Here is a 26,840-nt window from a genome sequence, read left to right as displayed (position 1 = left end):
GGGCGCGATGTCCGCTCCCCACCCCTTCTTGCCGTTTCGCTTAGGGTGTCATTTCGCCCTCAGCCGGAACCGACCCCTCGAAGCCGCGATCATCGCGAAGCGTGCCCGCGCCATGAACCCGGACCTGCGCATCATCGCGCGTGCCCATTCGGAGGCGGAGGTGGACCACCTGCAGGCGATGGGTGCTGACGCAATCGTCCTGGCGGAGAAGGCAGCAGCAGCCAAGATGGCGGCGCTGGTCTCAGAAGCGGAGTCCGAGGATGTCGACGGACACGCTCACCTGGTGGAGAGCTAATCGGCAATGATTCCGTTGCTGAGCGCCGCCTTCATGCAAGGGCAGTTTCCAGCGACGGTTCAGATCGTCCGCAACGCTCGAAGCTCAGGATTGAGGCGGAGGCGGACCGCCCGGACGCGGGCGAGCGCCTCTTCCGGAGAGACACCAAGCGCGACGAAGGTCTGCACTGCCAGCCCCAAGCCCGCAGCCAAGTTCTCCGGAAAGATGTAGGTCGCGCCGGCCTTGGCGATGGATGTCAGACCTCGATTGTCTCTCGTGCTGACAAGGACTGGCAACGCCGGATTGAGTTGCCGAACCTGGCGTACCAGCTGCTCTAGCCTTGGCTGGCTGTTCAGAAGGGCGACCACCACTGCGGCCGTATCGATGTTGGCTGCCTCAAGCACGCCGCGGCGTGTTGCGTCTGGAGATAGTGCGCCGTGTACTTGCTTCGGCGGGCCCACGGCGCGGGGCCAACCCGGCAGGCAGTCGGCCAAAGCTCTTGCGCGCGTCGAAGGGTGGCGGCTGGAAAACGAGACTCGCCGGGACAGGGAGTTGGCATCGCCTAGCGCGCACATGGATGAGAGTTCCAGCAGACTGGCCACCTCGCGGAACAGCGTTGGCGTTTTATGTCTTGCCGCGTATGATTTAAAGGAGTGGCTGGACACTGAGAGACTTGGTCGCTTCATCGGCACGAAGCATTTTGCCAAGCCCAATCCGCCTAGATCTTTCTTGGACCGCGAGATGAGTTTTGCAGACGCTGACCGATCGTCACGCTCGAAGTGATTCACGGGAAGATACCCGTCTGGCCATAGCATGCGGCAATCTTGTCGATCGCAACGATCATTGCGGCGGTCCGCAGGTCTGTGCCATGCCGCCCTCTTGCTTCGAGCAATTGGGCTAAGGCGCTGGACATTGCGTCCTCAAGTGCCGAATGCACTAGATCAATCTCGTCTGCCCCCTTAAGTGTGGCGAGGACGGGTGGTTCGATTTTGCGACCACTCGCGCCGGCAATTCTGTGATAGGCCCCCTGATCAAATCTCTGCTCAATGCGCCCGAAGCGTACATGAGCGAGGTTCTTCAGCCACTCAAGGTAGGAGGCCGTAACCCCTCCTGCGTTCAAGTAGATGTCAGGTATGATCATCACACCGCGCTCGGACAGCGCGCGATCGGCGTCTGCGGTCACTGGACCATTGGCCCCTTCCGCAATGATGCGTGCTCGCAAGCGCTGCTGATTGCCAGCGTGGATTGTATTTTCGAGTGCTGCCGGCACAAGTATGTCACAGTCGAGCTCAAGTCCCAGCATCGACGAAGGCAGGTCTTGAGCGCCAGAAAACCCCATGATGGAACCAGTTTGGGTTCGATGTTCCATCACATCCGGTATATGCAGGCCAGCCTCCCTGAATATTGCTCCATCATGCTCGATGACACAGATGATCTTCGCGCCACCATTTTCAAGAAATGTCGCTGCATGCCCGCCGACGTTGCCCAACCCTTGCACGACGATTCTTTTACCTTCGAGGCCTCTGGTCAAACCCAGCCGCGCCATTTCGGCCTCTCGAGCGCAGGCTTCCCTCAGACCATAGAACACGCCAAGCCCGGTCGCCTCGGTCCTGCCACGCAACCCACTCAAGGTTATAGGCTTGCCCGTCACGCACGCCAGCGCATTCAGATCCGAGTGGTTAATTTGCTGATAGGTGTCGGCGATCCAGGCCATTTCCTGCGGCCCCGTCCCGTAGTCGGGTGCCGGAACATCGCTGGCAGGGCCGATCATGTTGCGGCGGAGCAGCTCGAATGCGTACCGGCGCGTGATCCGTTCGAGTTCGGCTGCGGAGAATTCGTTGCGGTCGATCTGGATCGCCCCCTTTGCCCCTCCGAAGGGCACGTCCATCAGTGCGCATTTGTATGTCATGAGCGAGGCTAGGCCAACGACTTCCTCAAGCTCGACATTGGGGCTGAAGCGAATGCCACCCTTGGTCGGCAGCCGGTGGTGACTGTGCTCTGCGCGCCAGGCATTGATGACCCTGACGGTTCCGTCGTCTCTCCTGATCGGAAACGCGAACTGGCAAACCGTGTTGCAAGTCCGTATTTGCGAGAGCAGCAGGGGGTCGTGCAGGGTATGGCCGGCTGCCCGGTCGAAGGCCTGGTCTACTTGCTGATCGAGGCGGATACGAGAATTTTGGGAATCATTCATCTTCCGGAGGCTCCGTATCTCGACGCTGGCATCATGCGACCAGATCAAGACCCGGGGCACCTACGTCGCCCTTCCATCGAATCGCGACGATACAGGATTGCTCGCCGGAAGTCGCTAATCGCCAGCTTTCTGGTGAAGCGCCAATAGCGCTGGGTAACCCGACCACCGGACAGAGTCCGGATCATGGTACTCCTACGCTTTCGGGCGAAGAACCTGCTTTGGTCCCGATAGCGTCCAACTAGGAGGATCGCTGGCCGGAAACGACTCAATGATAGCTTCCTCCACCGGGTCCAGTTCATCAGCGGGCTGCTCGTCTCGCATCGAGGCTAATTCGGCCTGTGTCCTGTCATTCTCGGCAGCCTTCACAGGCTGTGTGGGTTTCTCGGAAGCAGACATCATATTGGTCCCTGGTTGGAGTTCAGTTCGTTGCTTTTTATTGGCTTCATTTTCCCGTGGCACGGTCAAGCTCGCCGAAGCTTCAGACCGAGGCCGATGAGAACAAATCCGGCAAACATTGCATAGGCCCCGATCACCCACGCGGCCGAAGGCAAGGTCGTCAGGGGATCAAGGACCAGCAGGATGAAGATCGCGATCCCAAGAAATACCGAGAGGGCGCCTGAGAGGCCCATCAACCACTCTCCCCTGATTTCCTTGCGAAGGCTCGTTGCGGCAACCATCTCAAGGGCGCCCGTCACGATCGCCCAGATCGCCAGCATGACAAGAGTGACGAGAGCGTAGCCGACGGTCATGACCTCGGGCATCAGCACGAACAGGATCGCGGTCGCGATGCCAATGATCCCGCGGATCACATAGGCCCACCAGCGCTCCTCCTTACGCCGGGCGCCGCGCACCGCCGCGACCATGGAAAGGATTCCATCGGCACCGGCATAGGCGGCGAATACCATCGCAAAGGCGAACAGGGCGCTGAGCGGGAACAGGAAGGATACCACGCCAAGCGCGAGCGCGAGGACACCGCGAAAGACGATCCATCCCCAGTTGCGGCGCAGTGTCCCCAACATCTGCTGACCGACCGCGTCGGACACGCCGGAAACGGCATCGACTTTGACTCCAACCATAAGGCCTCCTTTTTTGGCACCCTAAAGGGCGCATGATGTGACGTCGCTATGCTCGTTCACGCTCCCCCATGAGGTTGAGCAGGAGCTGGAACAGGTTTATGAGATCCAGATAAAGGGATAGCGCCCCCATCACCGCGAGCTTCTCAGCTGATTCTGTCCCCGCATAGGCGAAATATTGACTCTTCAAGCGCTGGCTATCCCAGGCGGTAAGGCCGGTGAAGACCAGCACGGCGATGATCGAGACGGCGAACTGCAGTCTGTCGGAGGCAAGGAACAGGTTGATAAGACTCGCGATGACGACCCCGAAAAGCCCTACCATGAGGAAGGTCGACCAGCGCGAAAGGTCGACATTGGTCGTATAGCCCCACAGGCACATCGTCGCGAACAGGGCGGCGGCCGAGAAGAACGCCAGCGCGATGCTGGTGCCGGTGAACACCAGGAAGACGCTGGCCAGCGACAGTCCCATGATGGCCGCGAATGAATAGAAAGCGATCCGCGCAGTGTTGGCGCTCATCTGCTCGACGCGGAAGGAGAAGAACAGGACAAAGGCGAGCGGCGCCAGAATCACGACCCATTTGAGGGGCGTGTTGAAGATCGGTTGATAGAGAGCTGGCGTGCTGGCGACGAGGAAGGCGACGAGCCCGGTAAGGACCAGTCCCAGGGCCATCGTGCGATAGATGCCAAGCATGTAACGGCGAAGACCGGCGTCGTAAGAGACCGCACGCCCCGAGGCGTCGTGCAAATCCGCGCCGGAGCTTTCAATTGGCGTGTTCATCTGCAAATCTCCAACGGATGGTGCAGCGATCGAGGAAGCATGTGCCGGTCCGGTCCTGCGCCTTCCTGACACGGTGCGGCAGCCGGTTGAAACGTACCGGTCTTTTGTAAAGCTCATCTGTAAAGCTCATCAGGCGCTGCACGGCGACCGCGCTCACGATCGGCAACCCGATCGCGCCACCCTGCCTCTGGAGCACTGAACCAAGCGAGATCATGGGCTGTCCGTCCCTGCCGACGTTTTCCTCTTCTCTTGGACGGTCCCGTAGCGAATCGGTCGCAATCGCCTGCTGATCTATATCACCTCGTCGCCGCATTTCCTGAGGCAATGTCTGACCGCGCGCCATGCGATTGTGCGCGCATCGGCATTCACATGGCTGAAGCGCCAGGAAGTGCGGGAAATGTCTTGATGGTCGAAAATCGCCTTCCTAGCTATGCCGAAAACGACCGTTCCCCGCGAACGGGAGGGTCGTCACATCATGATCTGCTTTGGAGGTAATGCATGCATTTCCGTCCCCTGCACGACCGTGTCGCCGTGCGTCGCATCGAAGCCGAGGAAAAGACGGCCGGCGGCATCATCATCCCGGATACTGCCAAGGAGAAGCCCCAGGAGGGCGAGGTCGTCGCCGTCGGGCCGGGCGCCCGCGACGAGACCGGCAAGCTGGTCGAGCTGTCCGTCAAGGCCGGCGACCGCGTCCTCTTCGGCAAATGGTCCGGCAGCGAGGTCAAGATCGACGGCGAGGAACTGCTCATCATGAAGGAGAGCGACATCCTCGGGATCGTCGAAACCGAAGCGTCGTCCAAATAGGGCGGCGCACCCACAGAAATCCACGCGAACATAGGAGGAAACGATACAATGGCTGCAAAGGAAGTCCGTTTCTCGACCGACGCGCGTGACCGCATGCTGCGGGGCGTGGACACGCTTGCAGACGCGGTCAAGGTGACGCTCGGGCCGAAGGGCCGCAACGTCGTGATCGACAAGAGCTTCGGCGCGCCGCGGATCACCAAGGACGGTGTCACGGTCGCCAAGGAGATCGAGCTCAAGGACAAGTTCGAGAACATGGGCGCGCAACTGATCCGAGAGGTCGCGTCCAAGACCAATGATCTCGCCGGCGACGGGACCACGACCGCGACCGTGCTCGCCCAGGCGATCGTCCGCGAGGGCGCCAAGGCGGTCGCCGCCGGCATGAACCCGATGGACCTGAAGCGCGGCATCGATCTCGCCGTCGGAGCCGTCGTCGACGATCTCAAGGCGCATGCGCGCCGGATCAGCGCGAACAGCGAAATCGCCCAGGTCGCCACGATCTCCGCAAACGGAGACACCGAGGTCGGCCAGATCCTTGCCGAGGCAATGGAAAAGGTCGGCAACGAAGGCGTCATCACCGTCGAGGAGGCAAAGAGCCTCGCGACCGAGCTCGAAGTCGTGGAGGGCATGCAGTTCGACCGCGGCTATCTCTCGCCCTATTTCATCACCAATCCCGAGAAGCTGCGGGTCGAGCTGGAAGATCCGTACATCCTGATCCACGAGAAGAAGCTCTCGAACCTGCAGGCGCTGGTGCCCCTGCTCGAAAAGGTAATCCAGTCGGGCCGCCCGCTGCTGATCATCGCGGAGGACGTCGAGGGCGACGCCCTGGCCACCCTGGTCGTCAACAAGCTGCGCGGCGGCCTCCAGGTCGCGGCCGTCAAGGCGCCGGGCTTCGGCGATCGGCGCAAGGCGATGCTCGAGGACATCGCCGTCCTCACCGGCGGCAATGTCGTCAGCGAGGACCTCGGCATCAAGCTCGAGAACGTCACCGTCAACATGCTCGGTCGCGCCAAGAAGGTGGTGATCGACAAGGACGACACGACGATCATCGATGGCGCCGGCCAGAAGTCGGACATCGACGGCCGCGCCGCCCAGATCCGCCAGCAGATCGAGACGACCACCTCCGATTATGATCGCGAGAAGCTGCAGGAGCGGCTCGCCAAGCTCGCCGGCGGCGTCGCGGTGATCCGTGTCGGCGGCGCCACCGAGGTCGAGGTGAAGGAGAAGAAGGACCGGGTGGACGATGCGCTTCACGCCACGCGCGCCGCGGTCGAGGAGGGCATCCTGCCCGGGGGCGGCATCCCGTTGCTGCGCGCGGTCAAGGCGCTGGAAAGCCTCTCCGCGGCCAACGACGACCAGAAAGCCGGCATCGAGATCGTCCGCCGCGCCCTGAAGGCGCCGGCACGCCAGATCGTCGACAATGCCGGCGAGGACGGCGCCTACGTGGTCGGGAAGCTCGGCGAGGGATCGGACTACAACTGGGGCTTCAACGCTGCCACAGGCGAGTATGAAGATCTCGTCCGGGCCGGCGTGATCGACCCGGCCAAGGTCGTGCGCACTGCGCTCCAGGATGCGGCGTCGGTCTCGGGATTGCTGATCACGACCGAGGCGCTCATCGCGGAGCTGCCGAAGGACGAAAAGCCGGCACCGGTTCCCGCTATGGACTATTAAGGATTGGGGGCCGCAAGGCCCCCATCCGAACACCGAGTACCTTTCGTCTAGGCGGAGTCACCGGTCGCGCTTTTCGCCGACCGGATCTCGGCCAGTTTCGCGGCCAGTTCGTCCTGCCGAAAGGGCTTCATGAGGCGCGGAAAGTCGGGAGTGATCTCGCTGCTCTCGGCATAGCCGGAGACGATCAGGACGGGCGTGCGCGCCCGCAGCGCGCGGCCGAGGGCCGCGCCCGACATCCCTGTCGTCAGATGATCGGTGACCACGACGCTCGGGTTCATGCCGCTTTTCACCAGCTCCAGCGCGTCCTCCGCGGATTTCGCCTCGGTCACCTCATAGCCGATCGCCGAGAGCATCTGGCTGACGCTCGCGCGGACGAGATCGTCATCGTCGACAAGGAGGGCGGTTCCCTCCTGGGGGAGCGTTCCCTCGACCTTTGGCGCCGCGCGCTGCGGGGTCTCCGTCGAGACGGGAAGGAGAATCTCCACCCGGGTCCCGGCATCGGGAGCGGTCGTGATCGTGAGGGTTCCGCCGAGTTGCCGCGCAAGGCCATGCGCCATCGAAAGGCCAAGCCCTGTTCCCTTGCCCAGCCCCTTGGTCGAGAAGAACGGCTCGACGGCTCGCTTGGCCGTCTCCTTATCCATACCGGTCCCGGTGTCCGAGACCGCGAGGCTGATATAGCTGCCGGGGCTCAAGCCGGCGTCATTTTCCGCGCTGAAATGCCGCTCGGATGCCGAGATGCGGAGCGTTCCCCCTTCGGGCATCGCGTCCCTCGCATTCACGCAAAGGTTGAGGAGCGCCATCTCGACCTGGTTGTGATCGGCGCGTGCGGGAGGCAGCCCTTCCGGCACCTCGAACACCAGGCTGATTTTCGGCCCGATCGTCGATCCGACCAGTTCGGCCATGCCGCGTACCAGCGTGCCGATTTCGATCGCGCGGAGCTGCAGCGGCTGCTGCCGCGCGAAGGCCAGCAGCCGCTGTACGAGCGCCCTCGCCCGCTCGGCCGACTGTATGGCACCCTCGATGAGGCGGCGCTGGCGCTCCGTGCCAAGTCCGCTGCGGCTCAGGATGTCCAACCCGCCCACAATCGGCGTCAGCAGGTTGTTGAAGTCGTGCGCGACGCCGCCGGTAAGCTGACCCATTGCCTCGAGCTTCTGCGCTTGACGGAGCGCCTCCTCGGCCCGCTTGCGGTCACTGATGTCGAGCGCTTCCACGATGAGTGCCAACGTATCGCCTCGCGGACCCCGCATCGGCCGCATTCCCACGTCGAACGAGCGCGGGCCGATCGGAAGATGGATGGTCAATTCTCTTTGCAAGGTCACACCCGCTGCGACGCGCAGCACACCAGCCTTCACGGCGTCGTGGAGGTCGGGGGAATGCGCGAACCACGGTGTCTCCCATAGGGGCTTGCCGACCACATCCTCGAGCCGCGCCTCGATCCCCGCCAGCGCCGTGGCGTTCGCGTCCAGGACGGTCCCATCGAGATCGATGAGCAGCTGATATTGATTGTTGGTCTGGAAGATCGCCCGCATCCGCGCTTCGCCCAACGTTAGCTCGGCGGTCCGCTCCTCGACCTTGCGCTCAAGGGAGCCAGCGAGGCTACGCAGCTCCTCGAGGCGCGCGCGTGCCTCATATTGCCGGCGGCGGGCGCGCAGCGCGGCGCGAGCCAGGCTCATGAGGGTAGTCGGATGAAAGGGGCGTTCGAGGAAGCTGACGTTCCCGAGCCGCTCCAGCAAGCGGGCAGCCTCGGGGTTGCGCTCGAGCCCGCTGCCTTGGTGCACGAGCAGCACGAACGGAAAGTCGGACCAGTCGGGCTGGTCCGCGATCCATGTCTGCAGCGAGCCGGTGTCGGCACCGATCAGCGCCTCCGAGGTAACGACCGCGAGCCCTGCCCCCGCGCGGATCTCCTCGACCAGCCGTTCGAGCGAGGGGCATTCGAGGGCGCGGATGCCGGCGTTCGCCAGAACGGTTGCGGCGACGTCTACATCCCGGCCGAAAGGCGCGAGTATCAGCGCGCACTCGGAAACCTCGGGCATCAATGGCGTTCTTCGATCAGCTCAGGTGCATCCCCAAAGAGGCTGCGCACGCCACGCGCCATTCCCTGAAACGAGACCAGCGCTTCGCCGATCCGGACCCCGTCGGCGCCAATGCTATATTCGCGGATGGTGTCTTCATGCGCACCGGTTCGCTTCTTCACGACCGAAATCGCCCGGCGGAGACGGCCGCAGGTCTCGAAGTAGCGCAGCAAGATCACCGTGTCGGCGAGATAGGTGACATCGACGGGGGTTCGCGTATCGCCGACCAGCCCGTGCTGCGCGATGGTCACGAACGTCGTTGCGGCCTGGCGGTTCAGATACTGCAGCAGCTCGTGCATATGCAGCACCAAGGCGTTCTCGCCCGGCATCGCGGCCTGGTAACCATTAAGGCTATCCACCACCACCGTCCTCGCGCCATTCTCTTCGACGCATTTCCGGACCCGCGCTGAACACTCTCCGGGGGTCAGCTCGGCGGCGTCGATCTGCTCGACCTGCAAGGCACCGGCGTCCATCATCGCGATGATGTCGATTCCAAGCCCTCTTGCGCGTTCGGCAAGGAGCCCGACCTCCTCGTCGAACACGAACAACGCCGCCTTCTCTCCTTTCTTCACGGCCGCGGCGACGAACGTCAGCACGAGCAGAGACTTCCCCGTTCCTGCAGGGCCCAGGATCAGCACGCTCGATCCACGCTCCAGACCACCCCCCGTCAGCGCGTCCAGTTCGGCGATCTCGGTCGTGACCTTGTCGCGCTCGAAGCTGGACCGGTGCTCGGCCGAGATCAGGCGCGGAAATACGCGGGCGCCGCCTCGTTCGATGACGAAGTCGTGATAGCCGCCGCGAAAGCCTCGCCCGCGATATTTGGCGACCCTGATCCGCCGGCGCTCCGGACCGAATTCTCTTGCGAGCTCCTCCAGGCAGACCACACCATGCGCAACGCTGTGAACGGTCTTGTCTTCGGTCTCCGTCGTCATGTCGTCGAGCATCAGCACGATCGTGCCCTGGCCCGCGAAATAGTGCTTCAACGCAAGGACCTGTCGCCGGTAGCGGAGCGAGCTCTGCGACAGCAGTCTTATTTCCGAGAGGCTGTCGAGGACCAGCCGGTCGGGCTTCGATCGCGTGAAGGCTTCGAATATTCTCCGGGTCGTCTCCACCAGCTCGAGGTCCGACAAGTAAAGCAAGCTTTGCTGCTGCTTCTCGTCAACGAGGCTATCGGGGGAGATCAACTCGACGATCTCGACGCCGTCGAACGCCCACCCGTGCGCTGCGGCGGCGGCGCGCAACTCTTCCTCGCTTTCGGAGAGCGTCAGATACAGCACCTTCTCTCCGTTCCGGGCCCCTTCGAGCAGGAACTGCATCGCGACCGTGGTCTTGCCCGTTCCCGGCAGGCCCTCGAGCAGAAAGACTCTGCCGCGGCTCAACCCTCCACCGAGGATATCATCGAGGCCCGGCACTCCCGTTCCAGCAGGTTCTTCGCTATTCACCGTACAACTTGCCCCTTCGAACATGGGTTTCCCCGACCGTTCTGCGCGACCCGCACCGCCTAGCGATGGATCGCCGGGCAGGAGCAAGCCTCGTTGAACATGCCGACAAAGCACCCAGCGAAGCCTGGATTGCTGCCCCACGGCGCCCCGCCAGAAAGGGTGCCGGATCAGAGATGTAATCGTCCCTGAGCTATATCAGTCTGTCATGCAGGTGCCGGTCAGCCGCTACCCTGCTCGAGGAGCCTGGCGAGCTTTACCCGCCCGCCTGTTCCCCACTGAGCCGATCACCTCCCCCACAGCTTCTCGCCGCGAAGACAACCGCTCGTGGCACTTTACCCCGCCGGTAAAGTGCCACGGCTGTTCATTCCCGGGCTTCTCGCATCGGGAAAGTGTCTGACCTAGTCGTCAGAAGACGCAGGACGGGCGGCTCACCTTGCCAAATTTTGCCAAACCGCTTATCTATTGCGGCCATGAGCACGATGAACATCTCGCTGCCCGATACCCTGAAGGCTTTCGTGGACGAGCAGGTTGCCGGCCGCGGCTACGGCACGAGCAGCGAGTATGTCCGCGAACTCATCCGCAAGGACCAGGACCGCCAGCGATTGCGCCGGCTGCTGCTCGACGGCGCTGAATCCACCCCGGGCGCCCCAGCAGACGACGACTATTTCGAAGGACTGCGCGTGCGGGCTCGCCGCACGGCATGACCATGAAGCGGGTCGTCCCCCGCGACGAGGCCCATCGCGACGTCGAGAGCGCTATCGACCACTATGCTCACGAGGCTGGGCCGGATGTCGCGCTCGGCTTCGTGACCTCGCTAGAAGCAGTCTACCGAGCGATCGCGGAGCAACCGGGCATCGGCTCTCCGCGCTACGCGCACGAACTGATGTTGCCGGGTCTGCGACATCGCCGTCTCGCCCGCTTTCCGTGGCTCGTCTTCTACGTCGAACGCGACGATCACATCGACATATGGCGCGTGCTCGACGCGCGACGCGACATTCCGACGTGGCTCGACGACCCCGACGGCCATGAGCCCACATCGCGCTGAGGTCCGGGCGTCCAAGCGTTCTGGCGGCTGTGCCGGCTTGCGAGCCAGACACGCGACACCTCGATAAAATGGACGCGCCGCAACAAGAGGGATTCACATGAGAATCAAGATGTGCTTGATTCGTTCTCATGTTTCAACCGGACTTCTTCGCCGCCGAAGGCAATGCGGAACGAGCAGCGCCGCAGGACGCACCTGCGCTGGACCTGCCCAGCCTGCTCGATCGCCTGACGGCAGTTTGCGAGCGCCCACGCTACAGCTTCATGGTGCTCAACTTGATCGCGCAGGCTAGCGCCCAAAGCGGCTCGGCCGGCCCGTATGTCCGTGAAGGTGACCGCGAGGTGCCGGTGCGGGACTGGCTCTGCGATGCTCTGGTGCCCGTCGCCCGGCGCGACCCCCGCCGCCTTGCGATCGCCCACAAGGTTAGAGCTGAGCTCGAGCAACGCAATCAGCTTCCATTCGACACGGCAGCCGCCGAACGGCTGATCGCGGCGGAAGTTCAGAGGCGCATCCGCCTCTCCGGCCGGACAAACGTGAGCCGAGCGGTCTCGGAGCTCGTCAGGGCCGGCTTCGTGCAGCGCCACTACCAGGGCTACCGCGTCGACCATCATAACCGCGGTGCCCAGCGGCAGGCTGTCTACACGATCACCGATGGGGTGCGGCGCGCACTCTATCCGAGGTCATGAGTTTAGCGACGAATGACCGCGGGCCGACTGACGACAATGCCCAGCAACCTCGGTCCGTTCGGAGCCTCAGCCTAGCCATCAGCCGCAATCTCCATTGCTTGTGATCAAACCTCGAACCCTGTATGTTGGACAGGTTCGGAGGTTTTATGCTCAAGCTTGACACCGCGACATACTTGATGACCCAGGATAACTCTGCTGGTCCGATCGTTCAGTACGTCGACGATGGGTTTGAGCCTTACGGTCCCGTCACCGACACCGATGGCAACGTCAGCAGAACGAGCGCAGCTGCTTATCTCGTCGCCTATGCGCTTTTAGCTGGCGCTATAGGGTACCTCTTTTTCGCGCTTTAACACCCAGCTTACTCCCGCAGCTTCGGATCATTGAAGAAGCCGCGGTTGTGATCGCTATGGACCTCCTGCTGTACGCCTAAAGAACCCTGCACAGCGTTGGTCCGAGCAGCCTGCGCCGCACCACGATCGATCTCAAGCTGGTCCCCACCGGCGTCGATAATTTCCCCAGCGGCGCGAGGATCGCCGCCTGCAGGACCAGACGGAATGCCAGATACGCCATGTGGGCGATACGAGCCCACCACATCCGCCGCGCGGTCGATGCTCGGCCTGCTCACCTCAACGAGGTCGGGTGCTTGAAGCTTGCCCGCGATCTCTTCGCGAATGTCGTCCTGCTTCTCGCGCATCCAGCGAGTGACCATTTCCTGACGAACGGCACGCTGGTGGTCGCCGAGGTCGGTGGCCCAAAGCTCCGGAGCATCCAAACCCGGGTTCGAAGCCTGTTGCGCCCGGTACCACTGCGCCAGATCCTGACTCATGTTCTCGCTTAGCTGCATGCCGTGCGTCTCCGCGTAGCTGGCGTCGCGGGAGAGTTGCTGCGACAGTTCCTCCAGCTGCCGAGCGGTCTCAGTGTACGACCGGGCGCGAGCGAGTGCCTGCTCGTGGGTGAGTGAGGAGCTGGACGTCGTCGAGGCGCGGCTGAACACGCCCGAGCGATCATAGGTGCCATCGGATGACGTTGCGCCCGAGCCGTTGGAGTGTTCGTCCCGGACCCCGCTGCTTGCGGTGCTGGAACTATCAGACGAACGAGTATCCGTCGTTCCATGCCGCAAGGTATCCTGCTGCTGACCTTGCGCCGTGACGGTTCCACCTACTCCTGGCAAGCGACCTATAACTCTGCCGATGCCGCTTCGCCCACCGCCTGTGCCTTGCTGACTACCGCCCAGTCCTGCTGACAGAGAGCCGGACACCTGATTGATGGTACCTGCCGATCGGTCGTGGCCGTTCGTCACCGACAGGCTCTGCCCGGTCGACGACCGATCCTCCAACCCTTGCGAGCTGCTGCCGGTTGTTCGATCAAACTGCTCAACAGACGTGTTCGACGAGCGGCCGCTGCTCGAGTCCCAGCCTGACGAGCGCTCGCTGGACGTCCCGTGCGCACTCCGGTCAGTCTTGGTCCAGGTGAGCATCTCCTGAGCCGCATTGTCGTAGGCTTGCGATTGACGGTGCGCCTCGCTCGCCATCTCCCGCCATTCCGCGACGGTGCCGGTTGTCACGGTCGGGGTGAATGAGAGCCGCGAGATCGCGCCACCGGTGTCGAACACTTCCTGGCCATTGCCGAAGCCGCTGATTACGGCGCCGTTGTCCTGGCGCCAGCCGACGCTCGCCGCGCCACCCATGAAGCTCGGCGCCGTCTGCCACTGGTCGGCCTGCCGCATGTTCGAGGTCGAGTTCGCCCAACTTACATTTCCGTAGGAGTAGTTGCCGGTGGTCTGCTCCAGCGCAGCAGCTTCCGCGGCATTCTGCGCCGGCGCCAGCATCGACGTCGCCTGCCCCGCGATCGACATCGCGCCCCGTGCAAGCCCGCCCGCCAGAAACGGTATGCTCATCAGCATGAAGCCGGCGATCGTCGCCGTTTCGCCGTTCACCGCGCCGATGCCGGCATAGCTTCCGAGCGACATCCCTCCTGCGGCGACGCCGTTCGAGGCTGCCTCGGCCCGGGTCATGCAGATCATGTGGAGGATCACGTAGAGCGGTCCCCAGGACGCCAGATAGAAGAACCCCATCGCGTAGCCCTTCAACGAACTCAGCCCGGTCTGCGGGAGCAGGAAGAGCGGGAAGATCACAGGGAACATCGCGAAGAACACGACAGTCAGGACAATGTTCAGGATCGGCACCCACGCCATCGCCTGCTGCGCGATCGAATTGTAGGTGTTGCGGGCCTGAATGTCCGCGCGGGTCTGTGCGAAGGTGTCGATCGACGCCGCCCCGCTTCCGCCGGCCATCGAATTTCGCGCCTGCATGAAGGCGTTGATGGCGGTGTTCTGCCTCATGACGCCGGTGAAATCGTCGCCCGAGCCTGTGAAGGCCGCATTCACGATCGGGACGTCGTGCTTGAGCTTCGCCGCGGCGACAGCATTGCTGAGCTTGGGATAGACCTCTTTTGCCCAAGGCTCCGCGTTCGCCTCGATCATGCTCGCCCATTGGCCGTTCAGCGTGTCATAGGCTTGGCGACACGTGACAATGAAGTTCTGGACCGAGCCGTCGCCTTGCCTTTCCAGCCACTCCTGCGACCGCGCTTCCGAGCCCGGCCCGATCGCCGCCCACAGGTCCGGCGCCTTCGCAAGGTTGGTGAGCGACTTCTGGTAGAGCATCACGTCGCCGAACAGGCAATTCTTGAAGTGGTTCTCGAGGTTGGTCGAGAATTCCGCGTCGCGGATGGTGAAGTTGCGGGTCGCGTCGAATAGCCGGGCGCCGTACACCATGCCGTTCGTAGTGTAGTTGAGCTCTCCGGGCATGACGAAGACGGTCTCGGCCGTCCGGGTGAGCCAGTCGCCGATTTGGGTGGTGAAGCTCGCGAGGACCCCCAGGCCGAGAGGTACATTCGCCACCGTCGCGGGCGACAGGCTCGGATTGAGGCGGTCGGTCACCTTCACGTCGATCGTCGGGACCATGAGGCATAGGTAGATGCCCGTCGCCTGAAGGAACCAGTTCAACCACGCGCGGAAGTTGAGGGTGAAGGCGACGACGAGCAGCGAATAGATCAGCCCCATCACCATCACGACCCGCAGGAGAGAGCGATAGCCCCCTCCCCCCGCCCACGCGGCGACCGCGTTGAAGGTGTTGACGAGATACTCGCCCCCGCCGACCGTGTAGACCTCGAGCACGCCGCTACCTCCCTGTTGCGCGCCTAGAGCAAGCCCTGCGCGTTCAATCCCCGCGAGAAGTTCAGCGCTGAGGACATGCCGGGCGTCATTGTGTTCTGCAGCGTCGATTCGAGCATGATGCTCCGGTTGATGATCTGCATCGTCACCTGGAGCTTGGTGCTGAGCTTCACGTCCCGCTGCGCGAACTTGGCGCGGGTCGCCGCGATCTGCTGGCGCCACTGCGAGGCCGTCTCCTGGTCCGCGGTCTGGTAGAAGACCTTCGCCTGCTCCACCCTGTCGAGCATGTTGTCGAGCATGGCGTTCAGCAGATCGACCGCGACGATTTCAGAGAGCGTCTGAATCTCGCCGTCGGTGAGCGCGTAGTGGGCGTAGGCCTGAACCGCGAGGATCTTGTAGATCGGAACCGTCGCCATGTTCAGCAGCTGCTTCTCGGCTGCGTCAAGCGCGCTGTCGCTGCGAATCTTGGAGCTCATGCTCTTGATCATCGTCGCGATCCGGGGCCGAAGCGCGCTCGACGCAGGCACGTTCAGGGTCTGGTCGGAGACATCGGTGCACGGGTCGTTGTTGCACTTCAGGATTTTCACTGCCGGCGCGTTCGCGGTGCCGTCGAGCAATGCCGTCACGACCGCCTCCTCGGCCGGTCCGTAGATCACCACCTTCGGGCCATGCTCGCTGCCCGACGGAGGAGTCGTGACGATCGTCCCAACCAGCGTCATCACATATTCGGAGAAGCCCTGGTCGAACGCTCCGAACTTCGACGACTTCTTCAGCGCCTCCCACGTATAATTGTGCGGGTCGCCGATGATCTGCTCCTTCATCGCCGGGTCGGTGTTGCCGGCGAGCGTCGCGTCCCTCTGGCCCCCGTTGTTGCAGCCTTGGCGGGACGCGGCCCAGTCCGAGAAGACGCCCTGGCTGTTGCCGACAGCCTCGCAGATGGTCGATCGGGTGGTTTCCATCTGCGGCCAGATCCCGCCCACCAGCGCCTGCGCGGTCTCGCAGCTCGAGATGTTCATCTGGTTGAGGAGCTGAGCCTTCTGGCTGAACTCGTCCATGACCTTGCCAATCTCGGGCGAGACGCTGTCGATCGCCAGCTTGAAGGCGAAGCCGAGCGCGTTGTTCGCCGTCGCCTTCAGCATCGCGACGATCTCGCTCGCGTTGATGAAGCTGAAGGAGCCGGAGAACAGGTCGATACCCCCGCATCCCGCCCGCGCGCTTGGGAGCTGCAGGTTGAACGGCGACACGCTCTTCTGCGGGAAGCGCGTCCAGACGTTGCCGAGCGAGTAGTAGCCGGCCGACTGCCCCTGGAACGCCGTTGGCCCGGTGACGTTCGCCGCGCCGCCGGCGTCGTTGAAGAACCCGTTCATCTCCGAGGCGACGTCCGCCCGTGCGACACCGATGAGCGCGAAATGCGAGGCGGCGGCTACCGTCAGGACGGCGCCGGCGCGGTGAGCCAGCCTTCTCAGCCGGCCCTTCTGCCGTTGAATGGACATCAGTAGTCGCTCCCGACCTTGGTGTTGGTGAGCATGAAGATGCGATCCATGATCTCATCGGCGCTGAGGATGCCGTAGCCGACGGGGATGGTGCGCTTCGTCGCGGTATCGAACAGGACGAGTGCCGGCGTCTCGTTGCCGGGTATCCCCATCCGCGCGCGCTGGCCGGAGTCGACCACATAGTTGGGGAAGTCGCGGCTCGGCCCGCCGTCCATCGAGACGGCCATCACCGCCATGCGGTGACTATCCGCGACCGATCGCAGGATCGGCGAGAAGACCTCGCACGCGCCGCAGCTCTGCGCGTAGAAGTAGAACAGACCGTAGCGCTGACCGAGGTTAGTCAGGACCTGGTCGCGGTCGGCCTTCCGGTTGTCGAGCCAGGCGCGCTTGGCTACCGTGTTGACCGGCCGCTGCAGCGTGTAGTCGATGTCCGGGTTCTGCCAGAGCGCGCGCTGCCAGGTGTCCGAGAAGGTCGAGGCGCGGTCCAGCTGCTCGCGCTGGAAACGGACATAGGCAATGACATTCTCTTCCGACGGATCGAGGATCGCCCGCGCCTTCAGCTCATCCAGCTGCCGCGTGATAGCGGCGAGGCGGTCCGCCGCGCTCTGCTCAGGAACCTGCGGCTGTGCCTTCGCGCTCTCGGGCGGTTTCGGCTTGGTGCAGTAGAACCATTGCCCCAGCCTGCGCTCGCCGCAGTAGAAATCGTCGCCGCGGTCGGACGCCTCGACGCTGTCGTCCCGGCGCTCGGCGTCCTGCGCCCGCAGCGGCGCCGCCAGGGGCGCGACCGCCAGCAGGAGCATCGCCAGCTTCGCGATCTTGGACATGCTCATCGTCCTTCCTTCTGATCGGCCGCACCGTCCGGGGATGGCGCGGGGTGGATGAGCGGTGCGGTGAGCGGCGCCTTCCGCAGCGCGAGGTCGAGGCAGCAGTCGAAGGCGGAGGTGATGGTTGCGTGGCTACTGCACGGTGAGGCGGGCGCGGACATAGGCGCTGCAGGCGCTGGCAGGCCGACGCCGGCGAGCAGCACCGCCAAGATCGCTGGCTCAAAGATCGCGAATGCCATGGTCCAGTTCTCCTTTCGACAAGCGCAGCACGGACATCATCAGAGCGACATCGATCAGCCGCGTTCCATGGTCGAGCATCCGCACCATGCCGCTCATCAGCGGTCGCGCCGCACGGCGGCCGTCCTCGGTTGCGCACAGGCCATGGCCTTTTTCCGCGACCCATCGATTGGCCAACATGTGCTCGATCGGCGCGGCTGCGGCCGGCGGGTCGACCACGCATTCGAACCAGCCGCCGATCACCTTGCAAATGTCCTCCACGCGCCGCGGCTGCCCGGCGCGATACAGGCACATGAAAATCGCCAGCTCGAACACGGTCATCTTCCAGTCACACCCTGGAGCACCGGCAGAGAGCAGGTCATTCGCCGTGGCCGTCATCTCGATCCCCTGGCTCGTGGCTGGTCATGGCTTGCCTCCATGCAGGTCGTAGTAGTTCTGAATCTTCGACTGGATCTCGGTCATCGTCTGGACCTCGTCCGGCAGCTTGGCCGCGTCTAGGAAGTCGGCGTAGACTTCCGTGAAGTCCATTTTCGAGAGATCGAGCCGCTGGAACTCGGCAATGCTGAAGCCCTTGCACTGCTCGTTCTTGGGCTTCCCCCAAGGTTTGTTCAGCTGGACGCGGCCCTGCTCCTGAAGGACACGGCTCAGCTTGCTTTCGAAGCAGCAGTAAGCAGTCTTCTTCGTCTTGCAGATGCCGAGGAAGCTGGACGAGCACCAGGTTCCGACCTTGTGACAGAATCCCATGCGGTCCTTGATGTCGAGCTTCATCTCGTCCTGTGAGCAGGCGAACAGTGCGAGGAACGGGGTCGCGAGCGCGGCGATCGCAACGGGCCCGCCGGCGAGCGCCGCGCCGCCTGCGGCGACCGTCAGCGCGCCGGATACCTTGCCCGCGCAGCAGTTGATGAGGCCGAAGACCGGCTTGTGGCAGGTGTCCCGCGTTCCCGAGAAGACGGTGAGGTTGTTCGGGTCGAAGCCCTTTGAAGCGTCGTCGATCGCGTGCAACGCGACCAAGGCGTCCTTGAACTCGGTCGAGGCTTCGCGGGTAATCGGCTCGCAGTCCCCGTTGATGCAGTAGACATCGTCACCACAGATGTACTGCGGTGCGTTTGAGGTCGGGGTGTCCGGTGTCGGGCAACGATAGACCTTCTCCTTGACCTTGCACGCACCCTGCTGCGGGTCGTCCAGGCAGTCCTCGCGCAGAAACGTGCACTGTCGGTTCGCGTCGAGATCGCCGCAGTCGTTCCCTGCGCTCATGACATTGCAGGTGAAGTCGCGCTTCCACGCCCAACAGGCCTGCGTTACCGGCACGCCGTCGATGACCCGGGTCTCAGGTCCTTCGCTGCAGACCTCGCCGGCCCCAGCAGCGGTGCACATCGCATCGGCTGCCATATCGGCGCAGCCGTCGACCCGCTTCACCGTCACGCTGGTCTGGACGGTCCTCTCGTGCCAGCCCTCGCCAGTGATGGGGCTCGGCAAGAGGGCGATATCCCTCAGGTTCTGCGAGCAGACATATTCCGTCGCATAGTAGTCGTCGCAGAACTTGTTGGTGGACACACCGTAAATCCGGTGCGCGGCGCAGGCCTGCATGGCCACGCCTGTGGGCTTGCAGGTTCCGGCCGCGACGTGCGGCGCCATCGAGGAATAGCGTGCGAACGGCGTACCATAGGCGCTGTCGGGAACGACGAAATACTTGTACGCGTCGGTTTTCGTGATCTCAGGCGCCATCCTGATGGAACAGGACCTCGGCACTTCGTCGAGCTTCGTTCCCTGGTTGCACGTCGCCTCGTAATATCCTCCCGCGCCGGAACCTGGCGGCAGCGGTTGGCACTGGCCGGTGGTCGAGCCGATATTCTCATCGGCGAGGTAGGCCGACGGATCGTTCTCGATCGACGTTGCGCGCGACGTCGTCGCAAGGATCTCCGCGTTGCTGAAGGCGGGCCGCGTGCGGTCCGCATCGGTGACGGTCCGGTAGGACTCGTTGGTCGACCGCTGGGCCGTCCCCGCCGCGATGAGCGCATCCGGATCGTCGAAGTAGGTGCTCTGCGGCTGATTGGTCCCGGAATAGCCCGGGACGGCCTGGGCCTGCGCCTCCGAATTGGGAACAAGGCTCTCATCTCCCCGCTTTGCGTTGCCAAACGCCTTGCCCTCTTCGCGCGCCTGCTCGATCGTCATCTGCTGCGCGCCAGCAGAGCTGATCGTCAGGCACACGCCGGCAAGCACGGCCACGATGGCGCGAAGCTTCATTGGCGCCGGCTCCGCGCCAGGTTGCCGAGCGCCACCGATGCGATGCGCGCGCCCGGTCCGTTAGCCTCCGCGAAGGTGTTGAGGGCATAGTCGACCGTGACGTTGCCCTCGATGCGGTCATGGGGCGGAACCTTGGTCTGGCAGTGAAATCCGGCGCACAGGTCGAAGGTCGACGAGACCGCCACATATGTCGGTACCGCCTGCACGTCGAAGGCGCGGAAAAGCCGCGGGTCGATTCCGATGTTCGGCATGTCGCCCTTCTGGACGACCTGACCGAGACGGCTGACGAACTCCTTGGCCGAGTTGTTGGGGAACCCGCGGAAAACGACGACGCCGCCAGCCCGCGCGGTATCGGCGATCAGCTGCTTGAGCGACGCCGGCGGCATCGACAGGCTGGCGAAGACGATGAACTGCGGGGCATCGCCCCCTGGGACATTGGCATTTGTCGCCGCGCCCTGCACAAGCTCGTCGAAGTCGATCTTACCTTCCGGTCCCTTTGGCAGATCGGTCGCGGCAACCCGCTGCATGTTGTCGATGCCCGACTTACGGACGACGCTCGCCTGCTCGCGGAATTCGTCACCGCGCTCCTTCACCTGGTCGACGAAGGCCTGCGCTTCTGCCGCCATGTCGGCCGCGCGCTTCTTGACGGCCTGAACGTCGACCCCGTCGACGGATTGCGCGAGCAATGCCGAAAGGCCAGCCGTGCCGAGAAGCGCGACGATGCCGGATGTCAGAAGACGCATGTCTCTCTCCTCAGAACACGCAGCAGTTGCGCTTGCGCCAGACGAGGTAGCCCATGTCCTCGCCGCCGGCGGGAAAGGCGCGTCCAGCATCGGGCGGCATGGTCGAGGTGCCGATCGCCGAGCAGGCGAACCGGCCGCTCACCGTCGGGATCGGGTTGACCATCTGGAAGCGGTATTGCTGCTTCCGCATGATCGGCATCAGGTACTTCTTGCAGAGCCCCTGCGAGCCCATCGTGCCCCAGGCGAGGCCTTCGCGGTGCATCTTGTAGGCGAACCGGGAAAGCGCGAGCCGCGACGACTGGACATGCCCGATCGAGGCGGGAATGTTGCCGTTGAGCGGATACATGCTGCCCTGGCACCCCGCGCACCAGAACAGCGCGTCGAGCGGCAGCGCGGCCGTTCCCGCAATGCAGTCGCCCGCGCACGCCGCCTTCGCGATCGGGTTCGCGAAGACGATCGCCTCGGGGTTGATGATCGCGGTCAGCGAGTCATCCTGCCACAGCGGATCGACCTCGGTCATATAGGCGATGTCGAACGATGCCTGCTCGAAGCAGATGAAGTCGGTCAGGATCTCCATCCAGTATAGGAGCGGGTAGACGTACCAGTGGACGTGCCACTTCGCCGTGCTCTGTGACCGGCCGCCTACCATCGACGGCCCGGCTAGGTAGCCTTGGCCGATGTCGAAGCCCGGCGCGATCCGCGTTCCCCCGAGGTTGGGAAAGCACCACGGCTTCATCGTTACGTCCGCCAGCCTCGCTGGCTCCCAGAAGCCGACCGAGATGCCGATCCGGGGCAAGGGGTCGGCGCACGCGCACACCGGCGACGCAGGATTGTTGGTGTCGGGGCGGCTGCCCGGCCAGATCTTCGCCCCGCCGATCGAAAGCGGAAAGAGGCAAGACCAGCAGACGTCCGTGATGGGATTCACGAACTTGCCCGTGCACGTCGGCGCCGCCTCGGCGCGCGGCGCCAGGGCCACCACCACGAGCAGCAGCCCCAAGACGCCGAGGATGGCCCTCAGCCAGCGCATCAGCCCGCCTCCCCCGTCTCCTGGAGGAAGGCGGTGTCGGCCGCATTCTTCCGGCGAAGATAGAGCCAGGTGTACAGCGCCGCCGCGGCGAGCAGCGCGGCCGCGAGGCACGGCGCAGGCCGGCCAAGGGCGGCATGGAACTGCGCGAAGAACCCCACGACCAACGCGACCGACAGGCACAGCCCCTGCCACACCAGCCGCATGCGGCGAAGGGCGCCGGTTTCCGGTGCGGCCATGGGGGTCCGCAGAAGGTCCAGCCAAAGGGGCATCAGCTCTTTGCTCCCGGCTTGAGGACGGTCTCCGAGACGCGCAGCAGACTGCCGGCCTGCGACACCACGGCGGGGGTGTGGCGGATGCCAAACTTGGCGGTCAGGCGACCGTCCTGGTCGAAGAAGAACCGGCGCTTGCGCGCCGTCATCGATTCGATCGGCGAGCCGTTGACAAATATGATCTTCGCGTTGAGCTCGGTGAACCGCTTGGTCGCCCACGCGACCTGCGCTGTGTCGTCGCCGTCGACAAAGACGAGGCTCTGCCGCATCGAAACGAAGTCGAGCGGATTGATCCTCTGCCCGGCTTGCGCGATCACCTGTCCTTTGTGATCCCGGATCTCGCGCTCGAGCGTGATGCTCGGGTCATAGTCCCAGGCCCGCGGCTCCTCGGCAGGCGTGATGCCGGCGACCGGCACCGGGCGCCGCACCTTGGCCTCCACGCGCTTGGCGAAGGCCGCGTTGACGCGGTCCATCTCTCCCGTCGCCTGCGCGCGTTGCAACCGAGCCTCGATCGTGGAAAGCAGGTCGGCCTCGATGACGGGGAATGTCTGCCCGAGCTGGCCGAAGTCCCGCGCTTCGCCCCGCTCCGATCCGGCGACCAGGACCGCGGCGCCCAGACAGGCAGCACCGGCGAGCGAGGCAGCGGCCGCGCGGATCACAGGATCGCCTCGCCGGTGCCGACAATCTGGCGCCGACAGGCAAAGCCGATCGCCGCGTAGCGGGAGTCGAAACCATCCTTGTGGGGCGTGCCGACATAGTAGCAGCCCGCCGGTATCACGCCGCTCGGTCCGATCGCGAGCCGCTCGCCGCTTCTGGTCGTGGGCTTGGTGTAGCCCACGAGCCGTCCGTTCACCGTTACGGCGCGGTGCCAGTGCTCCACAACGTCGCCCGGCAGGCCGTAGACGATCTTGCCGAACATCTGCGGCTTGGCGCCGAAATGACGCCGCACCAGCTCGCTGGGGGGCGGATCGAAGAAGACGTACTCGCCCCTGACCGGCACCTTGTTCCGGTGGATGACGAACGCCCAGTTCGGAAGCGAGTCGGTGGTGTTGATCAGGAGCGCGTGATTGTCGCGCCAGTCGCTGATCGCGCCGAGCACCACGCTTCCCGCGACGAGCCCGCCACACAGGCCCCAAAGTCGTTTGCGCGGCCGCCAGGGGGCGGCCGTCGCATTACTGACCGCCTCTGCCATCGGGACCTCCAAAGGTGGTGATCGCTGCCCCGGGGATTGCCGCGGGAGGCGCAGCGCCGGCACCGGAGCCGGCCTGCGGCATGGCCGCTCCGGATGGGACGGCCGCCATCGGCTCGAGCGTTGCGCCGGCACCGGCAGCGGCCCCGCCGGGCATCGATGGCGTCGCCGGTCCCGGCGCCATCTGCTGCTGGAGCTGCTGCATCTCCTGAGCGCTCGCCGCCCGGGGTTGGCGAACGCCGCTCGCATAGACGGCCTTTCGCAGGCTGTCGGTGATGTCGGGCACGTTTTTCGTCAGCACCGCCTCGCCGACCAGCACCACCTGCCCCCCCGCCCCACGACGCTGGAGTTCGTGGTCGAGCGAGGACATGAAGGCACGCATCTCGGCCTCGACCTGCCCGGGCGGCGACGCCGAGCGCGCCTGCGCGCTCACATATTCGCCAACGATGTTGGAGAGGCTCGCCTTGACGATGTGCTCCTCCCGGGGCTCGACGAGGGCCTTGGTCACCCACATCGCCCAGATCAGTGCGACGATCAGGATCGCGCCCATCACCAGCTGAGCCCGCGTGAATCCGCCGAATCCGCGCCCCGAACGGGCCGGCGCAGCGGCCTTCGGCGCCGTCGGAGGAGCTTGAAGGTCGAGCTGAGGCTGATCAGACATCGGTGTTGCTCCCCTTGGGATCGCGCGAAGGCAGGATGCTGTGCCGGCGGAAGAAGATGACTCCGGCCGCCAGAAGCATGTGCGCGACGATCAGGACGTGCCGGAATGACGTGATGCGAGCGGCGTCGGCGGCGACGTACCGGCTTGCGAGATTGTCGAGCTGGTGCATCATCCCGTCGAACGAGAAGCCGCCGATGGCGAGGAAGAAGAGGACGAACAGGCCCCAGGTGATGAGCAGGGTCGACGCGAGGAACCCTGCCATGTGGAGGTAGAAGTAAAGCAGAAAGCCGACATCGAGCCCGCGCGACGGGCGTCGTGGGCTGGGGGTGGTCGGCTCTGTGAGCATCGTCGCCATGGGTTCACTCCGCAGCGATCGCCGCCGCATCAGCGGCGGGCATCGTCCATTTTTCGGGGTTCTCGGGGAATGCGATCCGCTCGATCGCCTCATCCATGCTGAGCCCGTCGGCGACCATCGCCTCAATGGCAGCAAAGGTGCGCGGACTCGACGAGAACAGCGCGGCAGAGAAGGGATCGAGGACCAGCCGGCCGACCGCCAGCGTCTCCGGCCCCTTGATCATGATGTCGGAATATTCGAAGCCGTTGCGCTTGAGCGAGCGGAGCAGCGCGTCGGTATAGTCGTCCATCTCGAAGCGATCGTGCTTCTTGAAGTCGGCGATCGTTTCCGGCTTCTGCTGGAGGATCACGAACCAGTCGCTGTTCTCGAGGGCGGCTATGGACCCGGCCGACTTGTAGTAGTCGTTGAGCGACTGCGTGGCCGTCACCAACGAGGCGCCATACTTGCGGCACGTGCGGGCGTAGGTTTCGATGAAATCGGCCATCGCCCCGCCGCGAAGCATCTGCCAGGCCTCGTCCAGGAGCAGCGCCTTGGGAATCGAGCGGTCGACCTTCCGCATCATCTGCTGCGACATGAACATGATCGCGGTCAGGACGACGCTGCGCAGTTCCTCGCGCGAGGACAGGTCGGACAGCTCGAACACCGTGAGCTGTGCCTGCAGCTCGAACGAGACCTCACCCTGGAAGAACTTGCCGTAGGTGCCGGCGCTCGAGAACGGCATCATCGCGATGGCGAGATGCGAGGCAAGCTCGTTGCCAGTCTCGTTGAGCGCGGCGATCACGTCGTCGATCGAGCCGTTCCTGCCTTTAGCCTCCCAGACGCGGTTGACTGCGCCGTCGATCAGGCCGCGCTCGGTGTCGGTCAGCCGGTCGATGTGGCGGGACATCTGGTTCACGATGGCCTTGAGCATCGCCATGCAGTCGAGGAGATAGTCCTCATCCTCGGCCGCCTGGGCGGCGTCGATCATCGAGAACGGGTTCAGGCAGAAGCCGCTCGACATCGTGAACTCGACGAAGGCACCGCCCTGCAGCTTGGCCGAGTGCTCGAAGGAGCGGCCGTCATCGATCACGACAACCTTGGATCCCGCACCGCACAACGAGGCGCACAGCTCCTGCAGGGCGACCGACTTGCCCGACCCCGACTTGCCGAACACCGCCACGTTATGGTTGCCTGCGGCGTTCTCGAACGGGCTCCAGAAGAAGGGCTGGCCCCGTCGGCCGATCAGGAGCAGGTGCGGCGTGTGACCACCGAGATACTCGCCCTGTATGGGAGCCAGGTTCGCCGCGGTCGTGCTGAGCATGGTCCGCATGCGCTTCATGCGCTCGAGGTCGCGGGACAGCCCGTTCGCCATCGTCATGGGCATCGCGCACAAGAGGCCCATCACCTGGAGGTAGCGGTCGTCGAGCAGGTCCCAGCCTGCGGCCCGGTAGACCGACTTGAGGACGCGCTCGTTGGCGTCTCCCTTCCCTTTGGGAGAGAAGGACGTAACGCTGTAGAACAGGCGCACGAGCTTGCGCCCCTGGCGGATCTCGTCATTGACGAACTTCCACTCCTGGGACTGGTCGCGGAGTTGGGGAAGGAAGCGCGCGGACTTGGAGTCGGCGAGGCTCGTGGTGCGCATGAACTTGAAGCCGGCCTTGTTGCTCGAGGCCTGGGGATCGGGAAAGTCGAGGCACAGGTTCGTGGAGACCGGGCACGGCATTCGCAGCTTGTCGGCGAACATGTCGCCGATCAGCCGCGCGCAGTCCCAGGGCGCCCAGCGCTGAGGAAGATTGCGGACCGAGAACGAGCGCACGTCGAATACGTCGGGATAGATCTCGCCGATCTCGGGCGCGCCGTTGACCTCCTTGCCCGTCGGGCGGAACCGTTCGGTCCGCAGCAGGATGCGGTCCGGATCGACCTTCATCTCGATGTCGCGGCGCACCGCCTGGTCAGCGATGGGGTCGAGCGGATTGTAGCTGATGACGTCGTCACCGGCAGCCGTGGTCGGCGAGGTGATGTCGTCGATCCACCCGATCAGCGCGACCGGGTCCATCTTGCGCGCGGAGACCCCGATCGAGCCTAGCACCGAGATGAGGCCGTCCATCACGGCGACGATTTCCTCGGTCGAGACACGCGAGCTTTCCGGCGTCGAATAGGAAATGGCGACGCGGTGGTTGCGGAGACAGAACGGCGCATCGGCCGAAAGCGAGTTCCACACGCCGTCCGTGAGGAAGTCGACCCGATGCTTGGCCATCCGCTCGTAGACGCCGCTCGCCGAGTAGCGGGGCAGATACCATTTGGAGAGCCGCTCGCTGATCCGCGGGCTCATCCAGTCGTGGAACTGCAGGCATCCGGGCACCGGGATGCCCTCGGACAAGAATTGGGTCAGGATCTCGCCGGTACGCTCATCCGCCCCGACGAGCGGTGAGACCTCGATCACGAATCCGCGCGAGGCGGAGTTGTAGAAGATGCCCGTTTTCGGGTCGTAGCTGCGATAGGGCAGCCAATGCGCGAGCATCGGCACGGCCAAGTCCGGACGCTCGGCCTCTGGCCGCTTGCTATCGCCGAACAGACCGGAGAGCAGGCTGTCGTAGAAACGGGGCTTCGCGCTCAT

General features: G+C 64.2%; 28 protein-coding genes. 7 read left to right on the top strand and 21 right to left on the bottom strand.

Annotation, left to right across the window (positions count from 1 at the left end):
• A partial coding sequence (locus tag ACH0AE_RS16270) for an NAD-binding protein (protein ID WP_406875973.1) occupies nt 1-295 on the top strand: 295 nt, incomplete at its 5' end.
• Nucleotides 296-354: 59 nt separating this feature from the next.
• Here ACH0AE_RS16270 and ACH0AE_RS16265 read toward each other — a convergent pair.
• The 5 genes from ACH0AE_RS16265 to ACH0AE_RS16245 form a co-directional block, all read right to left on the bottom strand.
• Nucleotides 355-849 (bottom strand): NAD-binding protein, encoded by a 495-nt coding sequence (locus ACH0AE_RS16265; protein WP_406875977.1) that lies wholly within the window; start codon nt 847-849, stop codon nt 355-357.
• Nucleotides 850-1,058: 209 nt separating this feature from the next.
• A complete protein-coding gene (locus ACH0AE_RS16260) occupies nt 1,059-2,465 on the bottom strand; it encodes a Glu/Leu/Phe/Val dehydrogenase (RefSeq protein WP_047867100.1) in 1,407 nt (468 codons plus the stop codon).
• A gap of 461 nt (nt 2,466-2,926) precedes the next feature.
• Nucleotides 2,927-3,508 (bottom strand): HdeD family acid-resistance protein, encoded by a 582-nt coding sequence (locus tag ACH0AE_RS16255; RefSeq protein ID WP_241216821.1) that lies wholly within the window; start codon nt 3,506-3,508, stop codon nt 2,927-2,929.
• Nucleotides 3,509-3,587: 79 nt separating this feature from the next.
• The gene (locus ACH0AE_RS16250; protein WP_075153432.1) at nt 3,588-4,316 is read right to left on the bottom strand and encodes a Bax inhibitor-1/YccA family protein; all 729 of its coding nucleotides are present in this window, start codon (nt 4,314-4,316) and stop codon (nt 3,588-3,590) included.
• Nucleotides 4,300-4,530 carry a hypothetical protein gene (locus ACH0AE_RS16245; RefSeq protein ID WP_047867073.1) on the bottom strand — a complete coding sequence of 77 codons (231 nt, stop codon included), beginning with the start codon at nt 4,528-4,530 and terminating at the stop codon, nt 4,300-4,302. The genes ACH0AE_RS16250 and ACH0AE_RS16245 overlap by 17 nt, the downstream gene beginning before the upstream one ends.
• Nucleotides 4,531-4,814: 284 nt before the next feature.
• Between ACH0AE_RS16245 and groES the strand changes: the two genes are divergently transcribed.
• On the top strand, nt 4,815-5,120 hold the full coding sequence (gene groES / locus ACH0AE_RS16240; RefSeq protein WP_007406608.1) for a co-chaperone GroES: 306 nt from the start codon (nt 4,815-4,817) through the stop codon (nt 5,118-5,120).
• Between the two features lie 48 nt (nt 5,121-5,168).
• Complete coding sequence (groL, locus tag ACH0AE_RS16235; protein WP_047867072.1) at nt 5,169-6,788, top strand: chaperonin GroEL; 1,620 nt, start codon at nt 5,169-5,171, stop codon at nt 6,786-6,788.
• 47 nt (nt 6,789-6,835) lie between these two features.
• Here groL and ACH0AE_RS16230 read toward each other — a convergent pair whose 3' ends face one another.
• The gene (locus ACH0AE_RS16230) at nt 6,836-8,821 is read right to left on the bottom strand and encodes an ATP-binding protein (RefSeq protein ID WP_406875972.1); all 1,986 of its coding nucleotides are present in this window, start codon (nt 8,819-8,821) and stop codon (nt 6,836-6,838) included.
• Nucleotides 8,821-10,326: an ATPase domain-containing protein gene (locus ACH0AE_RS16225; RefSeq protein ID WP_406875971.1), complete on the bottom strand. Its 1,506-nt coding sequence runs from the start codon at nt 10,324-10,326 to the stop codon at nt 8,821-8,823. The genes ACH0AE_RS16230 and ACH0AE_RS16225 overlap by 1 nt, the downstream gene beginning before the upstream one ends.
• A gap of 446 nt (nt 10,327-10,772) precedes the next feature.
• Here ACH0AE_RS16225 and ACH0AE_RS16220 point away from each other — a divergent pair, with 446 nt between their 5' ends.
• The 4 genes from ACH0AE_RS16220 to ACH0AE_RS16205 all read left to right on the top strand — a co-directional run bounded on the left by ACH0AE_RS16220 (nt 10,773) and on the right by ACH0AE_RS16205 (nt 12,380).
• Nucleotides 10,773-11,006, top strand: a complete 234-nt coding sequence (locus ACH0AE_RS16220) for a type II toxin-antitoxin system ParD family antitoxin (protein WP_047867069.1) — start codon at nt 10,773-10,775, stop codon at nt 11,004-11,006.
• A gap of 2 nt (nt 11,007-11,008) precedes the next feature.
• Nucleotides 11,009-11,347, top strand: coding sequence for a type II toxin-antitoxin system RelE/ParE family toxin (locus tag ACH0AE_RS16215; RefSeq protein ID WP_047867068.1), 339 nt, complete (start codon nt 11,009-11,011; stop codon nt 11,345-11,347).
• Nucleotides 11,348-11,475: 128 nt separating this feature from the next.
• Nucleotides 11,476-12,030, top strand: a complete 555-nt coding sequence (locus ACH0AE_RS16210; RefSeq protein WP_197939325.1) for a hypothetical protein — start codon at nt 11,476-11,478, stop codon at nt 12,028-12,030.
• 146 nt (nt 12,031-12,176) lie between these two features.
• Nucleotides 12,177-12,380 (top strand): hypothetical protein, encoded by a 204-nt coding sequence (locus ACH0AE_RS16205; RefSeq protein ID WP_125964326.1) that lies wholly within the window; start codon nt 12,177-12,179, stop codon nt 12,378-12,380.
• A gap of 8 nt (nt 12,381-12,388) precedes the next feature.
• Here the strand turns inward: ACH0AE_RS16205 and ACH0AE_RS16200 are convergent, their stop codons facing one another.
• The 14 genes from ACH0AE_RS16200 to traC all read right to left on the bottom strand — a co-directional run bounded on the left by ACH0AE_RS16200 (nt 12,389) and on the right by traC (nt 26,840).
• Nucleotides 12,389-15,205: a conjugal transfer protein TraG N-terminal domain-containing protein gene (locus ACH0AE_RS16200; RefSeq protein WP_406875970.1), complete on the bottom strand. Its 2,817-nt coding sequence runs from the start codon at nt 15,203-15,205 to the stop codon at nt 12,389-12,391.
• Nucleotides 15,206-15,228: 23 nt separating this feature from the next.
• A complete protein-coding gene (locus ACH0AE_RS16195) occupies nt 15,229-16,569 on the bottom strand; it encodes a conjugal transfer protein TraH (protein WP_406875976.1) in 1,341 nt (446 codons plus the stop codon).
• A 125-nt stretch (nt 16,570-16,694) separates the two neighbouring features.
• Entirely contained in the window at nt 16,695-17,519 is an 825-nt protein-coding gene (locus tag ACH0AE_RS16190; RefSeq protein WP_194922091.1) for a conjugal transfer protein TraF, read from the bottom strand.
• A gap of 2 nt (nt 17,520-17,521) precedes the next feature.
• Entirely contained in the window at nt 17,522-17,758 is a 237-nt protein-coding gene (locus tag ACH0AE_RS16185) for a hypothetical protein (RefSeq protein ID WP_397567891.1), read from the bottom strand.
• Nucleotides 17,739-18,134 carry a hypothetical protein gene (locus tag ACH0AE_RS16180; RefSeq protein WP_241216817.1) on the bottom strand — a complete coding sequence of 132 codons (396 nt, stop codon included), beginning with the start codon at nt 18,132-18,134 and terminating at the stop codon, nt 17,739-17,741. Before ACH0AE_RS16180 ends, ACH0AE_RS16185 begins: the two co-directional genes overlap by 20 nt.
• A gap of 24 nt (nt 18,135-18,158) precedes the next feature.
• The gene (locus ACH0AE_RS16175; RefSeq protein ID WP_406875969.1) at nt 18,159-20,000 is read right to left on the bottom strand and encodes a conjugal transfer protein TraN; all 1,842 of its coding nucleotides are present in this window, start codon (nt 19,998-20,000) and stop codon (nt 18,159-18,161) included.
• On the bottom strand, nt 19,997-20,743 hold the full coding sequence (gene trbC / locus ACH0AE_RS16170) for a type-F conjugative transfer system pilin assembly protein TrbC (protein WP_406875968.1): 747 nt from the start codon (nt 20,741-20,743) through the stop codon (nt 19,997-19,999). The genes ACH0AE_RS16175 and trbC overlap by 4 nt, the downstream gene beginning before the upstream one ends.
• Before the next feature lie 10 nt (nt 20,744-20,753).
• Complete coding sequence (gene traU / locus ACH0AE_RS16165; RefSeq protein ID WP_406875967.1) at nt 20,754-21,770, bottom strand: conjugal transfer pilus assembly protein TraU; 1,017 nt, start codon at nt 21,768-21,770, stop codon at nt 20,754-20,756.
• On the bottom strand, nt 21,770-22,039 hold the full coding sequence (locus tag ACH0AE_RS16160; RefSeq protein ID WP_406875966.1) for a hypothetical protein: 270 nt from the start codon (nt 22,037-22,039) through the stop codon (nt 21,770-21,772). Before ACH0AE_RS16160 ends, traU begins: the two co-directional genes overlap by 1 nt.
• Nucleotides 22,039-22,698 (bottom strand): type-F conjugative transfer system protein TraW, encoded by a 660-nt coding sequence (gene traW / locus ACH0AE_RS16155; protein ID WP_251652221.1) that lies wholly within the window; start codon nt 22,696-22,698, stop codon nt 22,039-22,041. The genes ACH0AE_RS16160 and traW overlap by 1 nt, the downstream gene beginning before the upstream one ends.
• Nucleotides 22,695-23,231 carry a S26 family signal peptidase gene (locus ACH0AE_RS16150; RefSeq protein WP_406875965.1) on the bottom strand — a complete coding sequence of 179 codons (537 nt, stop codon included), beginning with the start codon at nt 23,229-23,231 and terminating at the stop codon, nt 22,695-22,697. Before ACH0AE_RS16150 ends, traW begins: the two co-directional genes overlap by 4 nt.
• Entirely contained in the window at nt 23,212-23,778 is a 567-nt protein-coding gene (locus ACH0AE_RS16145) for a type-F conjugative transfer system protein TrbI (protein WP_406875964.1), read from the bottom strand. Before ACH0AE_RS16145 ends, ACH0AE_RS16150 begins: the two co-directional genes overlap by 20 nt.
• A gap of 103 nt (nt 23,779-23,881) precedes the next feature.
• Nucleotides 23,882-24,244, bottom strand: a complete 363-nt coding sequence (locus ACH0AE_RS16140; protein WP_406875963.1) for a hypothetical protein — start codon at nt 24,242-24,244, stop codon at nt 23,882-23,884.
• A gap of 4 nt (nt 24,245-24,248) precedes the next feature.
• A complete protein-coding gene (gene traC, locus ACH0AE_RS16135; RefSeq protein ID WP_406875962.1) occupies nt 24,249-26,840 on the bottom strand; it encodes a type IV secretion system protein TraC in 2,592 nt (863 codons plus the stop codon).

Origin of the sequence: Sphingomonas sp. 179-A 2A2 NHS, from assembly GCF_045371305.1 — a bacterium.
Taxonomy (GTDB): domain Bacteria; phylum Pseudomonadota; class Alphaproteobacteria; order Sphingomonadales; family Sphingomonadaceae; genus Sphingomonas.
Note: the sequence above shows the minus strand (reverse complement) of the source record. Positions and strands in the feature narration are given on the sequence as shown.